The organism is Aeromonas sp. QDB68, from assembly GCF_027707405.1.
Classification (GTDB): domain Bacteria; phylum Pseudomonadota; class Gammaproteobacteria; order Enterobacterales; family Aeromonadaceae; genus Aeromonas; species Aeromonas caviae.
Genome location: NZ_JAPCIQ010000131.1, coordinates 1 through 7,453, shown reverse-complemented (window position 1 = coordinate 7,453; position 7,453 = coordinate 1). Strand labels below are relative to the sequence as shown.

Annotated in this window: 5 protein-coding genes; all 5 read left to right on the top strand. The window is 49.9% G+C overall.

What is annotated here, in order from left to right; all coding sequences use genetic code 11:
- The first annotated feature begins 83 nt into the window (after positions 1 to 83).
- The 5 genes from PG892_RS20600 (at position 84) to PG892_RS20580 (ending at position 7,027) form a co-directional block, all read left to right on the top strand.
- A complete protein-coding gene (locus PG892_RS20600) occupies positions 84 to 1,184 on the top strand; it encodes a Mu transposase C-terminal domain-containing protein (protein ID WP_270825789.1) in 1,101 nt (366 codons plus the stop codon).
- A complete protein-coding gene (locus PG892_RS20595; protein ID WP_270825788.1) occupies positions 1,185 to 2,855 on the top strand; it encodes an AAA family ATPase in 1,671 nt (556 codons plus the stop codon).
- Between the two features lie 2 nt (positions 2,856 to 2,857).
- Positions 2,858 to 4,363 (top strand): TnsD family Tn7-like transposition protein, encoded by a 1,506-nt coding sequence (locus PG892_RS20590; RefSeq protein ID WP_165565853.1) that lies wholly within the window; start codon positions 2,858 to 2,860, stop codon positions 4,361 to 4,363.
- Complete coding sequence (locus PG892_RS20585) at positions 4,363 to 5,961, top strand: Tn7-like element transposition protein TnsE (RefSeq protein WP_020833803.1); 1,599 nt, start codon at positions 4,363 to 4,365, stop codon at positions 5,959 to 5,961. Before PG892_RS20590 ends, PG892_RS20585 begins: the two co-directional genes overlap by 1 nt.
- A 163-nt stretch (positions 5,962 to 6,124) precedes the next feature.
- Positions 6,125 to 7,027 (top strand): helix-turn-helix transcriptional regulator, encoded by a 903-nt coding sequence (locus PG892_RS20580; protein WP_020833802.1) that lies wholly within the window; start codon positions 6,125 to 6,127, stop codon positions 7,025 to 7,027.
- Positions 7,028 to 7,453: the final 426 nt, after the last annotated feature.

Here is a 7,453-nt window from a genome sequence, read left to right as displayed (position 1 = left end):
AAAGTAAACTGGATGGCTTTCTTGCCGCCAAGGATCTGATGGCGCAGGGGATCAAGATCTGATCAAGAGACAGGTCTATGGCCATGACTGACAAGATCAAGCTTTGCCAACAGTTTGGTATAGAGATTGATGAATCTGACTGGCCGGTTACAGGCATCCCTGATGCGATATTGGCTGATCGTGGCGAATTGCTGGGTTGTCAGATCGAATCTCTGGAAAAAAGTTTCTCTACCCGGATTGAGAATACGCCTCCCTTTAGAGGTGATTGCAAAGGGATCGTCGAGCGTTTTTTCAGAACCATACAGGCGGTATTCAAACCTTTTGCTCCCGGAGTGGTATCTGGCACCACGATAAAGAAACGGGGAGGAAAGGATTACAGGTTGGATGCGATGCTGAATATTCATGAGTTCACATCCATCATCCTGTCGGCCATCTTGTTTCACAACCGATACCATGTGTTGGAAACCTATGATCGAGATATCGATATGCCTGCCGATTTGCCGATGACGCCATTATCACTATGGAACTGGGGATTGCAGCATAGGTCAGGGCGGTTACGGATGGTTCCTGAGGACGCTCTCCGGGTCAGTTTGCTGCCGAGAACTCAGGCGACTATCTCTCCTCTGGGGCTCCGCGTCTTTGGTGTGTATTACACCTGCCAAGAAATTCTGAAAATGGGGTGGTTGCATAGGGGCAAGGATGTCTCCAAGCCTGAATCAGTAGAGGTTGCTTATGATCCGTCTGTTGCTGATATGGTTTATTTGCTTCCTCGAAAAAACAGTGCGGAATATTGGGTCTGTGGGTTGACCGAGCGCTCCCGAGAGTTCCGTGGTTGTTCTTTCTGGGATGTATGGTTGATAACCAAGCAACAGAAGGTTGTTGTGGCAGAGGGTAAGCTGGTTGCTGATCGTGAAAAGCGAAGAGTTGATGAGCTGATTGACTCAAAAATTAAGCAAGCAAAAGCCCAAGTTCAAGCTGAAGGTTCACCAGAAGCGTCAGATCGCCAGCGCATTGCCGCCATCAGGGGTAATCGAGCCAAGGCGAAGGACGAAGAGAGAAAACGCGCTGAGCCGGTCACAACATCCGAGCCATCAACTGTGCCTGCAACCGTGATTCCCCTTTCTCCAGATACGGATAACTATAAGTATCCGGATTATATCGACGAGCTCTTCAAGGACGACTAGATGGTATTACCAGCCAATATGACCAAGGCCGTCTACAACGACCCAGGCATAGAACAGTACCGTGGCAATCCCCTGATAGAGGCGTTGCCACCTATCATGACCACACAGCAGATAAAGCAGGGGTTAAGCGGCTCCATCAAGTTTGATCCAAAGGATATCTATGTTGACGGCCCTTGGCGTGTTCATGTGATATCCCAGTTACTGGATGACTTTTTTCAACCGATAAGTCGCCACTTACAGTTGGAGTCAAAGTTATCCATCATGATCCGGCAGGGATATGTCGGGCGTAATCTTAGTGATGGTTCTTTGAATGCACATCTGCAAAATGGTTATGAGCGGGTCATGTCTGGCGAGCTGGATGTTTTTCGGTTCGAGCAGGTTAAATCGACCGCTCGCAGCCTGTCTCTGATCGGGTGCTCTGGATCCGGAAAAAGCAGCACTATCAACCGGATATTAGCAACCTACCCTCAGGTGATCTACCACGAGCAATACAACTTTACCCAGATCGTCTACCTGAAGCTGGATTGCCCCCATGATGGTTCACTGAAAAGCCTGTGTCATCACTTCTTCAGGGCTATCGATGCGGTGTTGCATACCGACTATGAACGCAAGTATGCGCTCAAGCGCCATAGTGTTGAGACACTGATGGCCTTGATGAGCCAAATTGCCAATGTGCATGCAATTGGGGTGCTGGTCATTGATGAGATTCAGCATCTGAGCATGAGCCGCTCCGGCGGGGTGGAGAAGATGCTCAACTTCTTCGTGACGCTGGTGAATGTGATCGGCTTGCCTGTTGTCATGGTTGGCACACCCAAAGCGAGACCTATCTTTGAAATGGATTTGAGATCGGCAAGGCGCGGAGCCGGTTTTGGGTCATTGCTCTGGGAGCCGATGCAGGCAACCAAGCCCAGTCTGGATCCGGAAACCAACCAGCTCAAACCCACAGAGTGGATGGCCTTCACCGATAAGCTTTGGCAATACCAATGGCTGCAACGACGAGAGGAAATCTTGTCCGATGAGGTACGGGATTGCTGGTTTGATCTGTCTCAGGGAGTGTTGGACATAGTGGTAAAACTCTTTGTTCTTGCCCAGTTACGAGCCATTGCCACCCGTATTGAACGGATCACCCCTCAGTTGTTGCGACAGGTTTATGAGGATGAGCTCAAACCAGTTCATGCCATGTTGGCAGCGTTACGCTCCAGAGACCCTGAGTTAATCGCCAGATATTCGGATCTGAGCATCCCGGACATAGACAAAAAGATCCTGGTGCTGAGTGCCAAGATTGAAGAGGCAAAAGCTTCTCAGGACTCACATCAGAACCGTTATGGTGGCAATGAGCAGGCCATCCGCTTGCATAATCTGCTTGTGGGGATGGACTGCCATTCAGAACTGATTGTGCCGTTGATTGAACGTGCTTTTAGCTCCTATCCCAATCATTCCGTCAGAGAGTTGATGCCCATTGTTCTTGATTGGTACAACCCGGATGAGAAGCCAGAGAAAAAGACTAAGCCCAAGCTTGCTGGCATTGGGCAGAAGGAGTGGCACATGCTGCACTCTGATGACCTGCGATTCAAATTTTCCCAGTGTGGCAAGGGCAATCTCCTCTACCCTGCATTCAAGAAAGCGGGGCTCACCTTCGATGTAGATGATTGGTTGAGAAGGATGGGTTAGCCATGCTGAACTTTCCGGTTCCTTATCCCGATGAGCTGATTTACAGCTTGGTGGCCAGAGCCGGAATACACCTGGGGTTAACCAGCCCCAAGCAGTTGCTGGATGAGGTTTTTGCAAACCGGCATGTCATTGCAACGGTTGATCTGCCCAATCATCTGGCCCCTCTGGTTCAATTATTACCGGAGAGTATGGGGCTCGATGTTGTTCGTTTGGCTTATCTGCACACGCTATTTCCTCTGTATGCCCCATTTACCACTGAAGAGCGCAGGCGTCACTGTCTTGAGCAGATGGCTGGGGATTCTCAAGGTGCCATTCATCTGATCCTGGGGGTAGCGGCATCCCGAATTAAACAGTCTCGTGCCCTGCGCTACTGTCCGCAATGTTTGCAAAATCAGCGCAGCGGCCATGGCGAATACTACTGGCAACGGCAATGGCAGGTGATGGGGGCTGATAGTTGTCTGGTGCATGGTGAGTTACTGGAGGCCAATATTGAACGCCATGCTTACCATCGCCATCAGTTTGTTGCCGCCTCCCCGTTAGTTTGTCCCCTACTGCCTCAGCCTGTAGCGGATGCGCACGCCATCCGGATCACTCGCCAAGTCAATGCTTTGTTGCAACGGCCACCTGATACTTCACCCACGTTTTCTCAATGGAGTGCTTTTTACCATCAGCTCGCCAATTTGGTGGGTTGTGCCAAGGCGAAGCATGTAAATCATCAAACGATCCATGAGCTTGTCATGGCTCGCTGGTCGGCTGATTGGTTAGAGCAGCATGGATTGGCGCTTCATAACGATTCGGGTAATTGGTTGCAGGCTATCTTTCGCAAGCACCGAAAATCTTTCAGCTATCTGGAACATATCGTTGTCCTGGATAGCCTGTTGCCCGAGTCGTGGGACATGGTCGCTGTGTTGGACGAGGTGCAGAGCATTCCAACGGGCATTTATGCTTTCGATCCCTGTCCTCCAGATAAAAAGAGCGGCCTATCGGCAGAGTATCGAGTCAGATGGCAGCAGTTGCTGGAAAGCCATGGGGTGAAGCAGGCCCGTTTATCTCATCAGGCGTTATACGCCTGGCTGTATCGGCATGATCGAAGCTGGTTTCTGCAATTTAACCGGCAACACCATCAGGGCCATGCTAGAGACAATCTCCGTGTCGATTGGCCAAAGCGGGATCGCATGGTTTGTCGTCAATTACTCCATATCCTCGATCAACATGAGTTGATGCTTGATTCCCCTCGGCTGTCGAGGAACTGGTATCTATCGAAACTTCTATCGGGAGCCATGATTGAGAAAAACTTGCGCTCTATGCCTCTTACTCGCTTGTTTTTTCAACGATATTGTGAAGATATAACAGGTTATCAGATTCGTCGTTTGGCTCTTGCTGCCGGATTGCTGGTGCAGACTGGTAATTCATTGCGCCGATGGCGACTTCTTCGCCTGGCTGGATTGAGTGATGAGCGATTAACCTCGCTGGCTGATGACCTATTGCGAGATGTATTGGGGGCTTGATGCAGGATATCCGTTTTGAAAAGGTATCTGACGATACAACCATTTTGGCAATCGGTTCTCTGTTCCGGCGAGTTAATCACACACAGTGGGGCATCAATCTGGATCTGGCTCCTCAAGCTGAAATCGGGTCGCTGCGGGTTTCGAATCTTCCTGTTTTGGCTCGTAAGCGGGTGTTGAATCCGACACAGAAGCATAAGTCTGCCGGTTTTCGGCTCTCTTTTACCATCGAGAGCTCGGCTACTTGGCAACGCAGATATTTAGGTGATTTCCCTGTTCCCTTGGCCATTCGCGCCATGGATAAACGTCAACACTGCTTCTGTTTTTTGGCAAACAACATACAGATCTATCTTCCCCAACTAGAGCTGGCAAGAGTACTGTTCTTACACGATGGCTATCTTTCACGCTCAGCACTTGAGCCTGATTATCTGAGAAGTGAGTTTTCGATTGAACACCATGGTCCCAACGTAGCCCGGGTGAATGTATTACCCTCCTCTAGCTATCCACTTAAGTCTCTGGATGATTATGAATCGCGACGTTTATTGAGCTGGATCTTGATCGACCCAGATGCCCGAGCCTCTTACGAAAGCATTGGTCGTAGTCAAAAGTTGAATGGCTATGAACAAAGTGGATATCGGCACTGGGATTTCGAGTTTACCCCTCCACCTTTACGCTCCGCTTCTTTTGAGGTTCGAGGGCGATTTGATAAACAAACCCAAAGCATGCTGGTTTACGAGGTAGCCAGTCTAAGAAACGTCCAAGCTGCGATTCCAGACGAAGTAGAGTTTTTCCATCCCAAGTTGCGAGAGTATGTGCATGGAGAGGGGGACGGTGCTGTGCGTTTGGTCGCTGAACGCCCGCCCATCCATTCGGTCCATGATGGGGCTGATGCGAGTGTGAATACTAAACCTGTTTTGTTGCAGGCTCCCTCTGTCGTATTTGAGTTTTCCAAAGCATTCAACACACGCAAAATAGCTGATAAAAAACAGGAGGGAGCTAAGGGTAAGGCTGACGATGAGATTAGCTCCAAGGCATCAGAGGACGTAAGTACTGAAGAGTCAGTTTTTGGGGGGATACTGCCCAGTGCTGAGTGGACTGCAGAGGCGGATGAAACCGATGATCTGCGTCTATATGCCAACAAGTTTGATTGTTTTCAGTCGATGCTTCAGCAGTTGGTGGCAATCCATGGTTGCGTCATTCGCTCCCAGCAACTGCACAAGCTACCTAAGCTCTACCGTTGTAAACGTCATCTGCTTCTGGATGGCAATCCAAGATGCTTGGCGGTTGTTGAGATGGAGTTGCAGGGCCGCACATTCTATATCCTAGAAGTCGATACATCTGATGGTGTTTGTTCTCTATCCACCCTGCTATTACGGCTGAAATCGTCTCTGGATTGGCCCAAGCAGCTTACGCTGTTGGCAGAAGAGTTAACCCAGAAATCACTGCACTGGCCAAGTCAGCGGCTAAAAATGCTCTGCGGCAAGGATGGCTATTCAGGCATTCCTCACCCGCAGACCAAATCAGTGGATAAGGGCAAGTTGCATGAGGAATCGATTGAGCACTGGGCAGCAAGATTTCATAGTTGGATGACTTCAATATAACGTAATAAATAGACTTTATATAAGACGCTCAATGTCTACATTTGAGGCTCCACGTCTTGTTGTTATAGTAAAATTGGTGCATGATTGTCATCAATTTGATTATGGTCATGGCACTATATGGATTACATCACTACATTCTCCTTTTATTTTGTAGCTACGGCACATGATTAGTTCACCCATTAAACGGGTCGAGGACTTGAGCCTTGCCCAGCGAGAGCGACTGGCTTACATCGACTTCCTGCTCTACTTCTTCGGTGATATTGGTCGCCCAGATCTGATTGAGCGCTTCGGTGTGGCTCCGGCAGGGGCAACGCGCGATCTGGCTCTGTACCGGGAAATCGCACCGCAGAACATTGAATTCGATGGTAGCAACAAGATCTACCGCATCGGCAAGGCATTTTCTCCGATTTTCGAGCATGCAATGCAGCGTGTTTTGTCGGCACTTGCTCTTGGGTTTGGTGATGGCGTGAACGTCGATTCGCAGCCGATGCTGCCATGCGAGTCTCCTGTGGCTCTGAGCTGCCCACAGATGGATGTGCTGGCTCCGATCTGCCGGGCCATCCATGCCAAGCGGCCAGTAGCCATCCGCTACCACTCAATGAGCAGCGGCGAGACCGAGCGGATCATTGTGCCCTTCGCGCTGGTCGATACCGGCCTGCGCTGGCACGTCCGAGCTTTTGATCGCAAGAGTGGCGAATTCCGCGACTTCGTTGTCACCCGCATCGAAGCGCCGATCCTGCTTGATGAAGAACCTAAGGCTAACGAGCGTCCGGACAACGACATTCAGTGGACGCGGATCGTGGAGTTGGACTTAGTGCCTCATCCGCGTTTTGAACGTCCAGAGGTCATCAAGATGGACTACGGGATGGTTGGTGGTTCGATACGAATGCGAGTACGGGCTGCTGTTGCGGGCTACATGCTGCTGCGCTGGAACGTTGATGCCTCACCCGATCACAGTCTTAAAGAAGAACAGTACCGCCTCTGGCTCAGCGATTCGCTGGCTTTGTACGGCGTTGAGAACGCAAAGTTGGCACCCGGCTATCACGCGCCTAATGGAAGGACATAAAGAAGATGAACAACGTATTTGGCTTCCGTGATCAGCTCATCAGTTTACGACCGTCATCGTGGCGCATGTGTGTAAATATCCGATAAGCTTGGCGAACGGAGCCTACATTATAAATGATGTTCGCTTACTTTCGAACCCATTAGTAAATGGCTTTATTTTTTAAATCTGGCATTGGCTGATACATCCCACAAACCTGCTAATGCGCTCGCAAACATCTGTCCATTCATACTGAAAACGATCAAGTTGAACAATTCTCTCTGCACTGAAATAAGCTCAATGTCGGACTGACAGAGAGTCTCATCTACTATAACTCGAATCTGAGCATTTTCTGGTAAGAAGGGTTTGATACGTAAGCGTCCAGCGAAGGCCGTATTGACAGGAGCGACAGGTTATTCAGCAGGTAGAGCAACACGCCAAGGCAGCAGT

Excerpts from the sequence above, each read along its gene's own strand:
- PG892_RS20600 (WP_270825789.1), top strand. The coding sequence starts at position 84 with ATGACTGACAAGATCAAGCTTTGCCAACAGTTTGGTATAGAGATTGAT.
- PG892_RS20595 (WP_270825788.1), top strand. The coding sequence starts at position 1,185 with ATGGTATTACCAGCCAATATGACCAAGGCCGTCTACAACGACCCAGGC.
- PG892_RS20590 (WP_165565853.1), top strand. The coding sequence starts at position 2,858 with ATGCTGAACTTTCCGGTTCCTTATCCCGATGAGCTGATTTACAGCTTG.
- PG892_RS20585 (WP_020833803.1), top strand. The coding sequence starts at position 4,363 with ATGCAGGATATCCGTTTTGAAAAGGTATCTGACGATACAACCATTTTG.
- PG892_RS20580 (WP_020833802.1), top strand. The coding sequence starts at position 6,125 with ATGATTAGTTCACCCATTAAACGGGTCGAGGACTTGAGCCTTGCCCAG.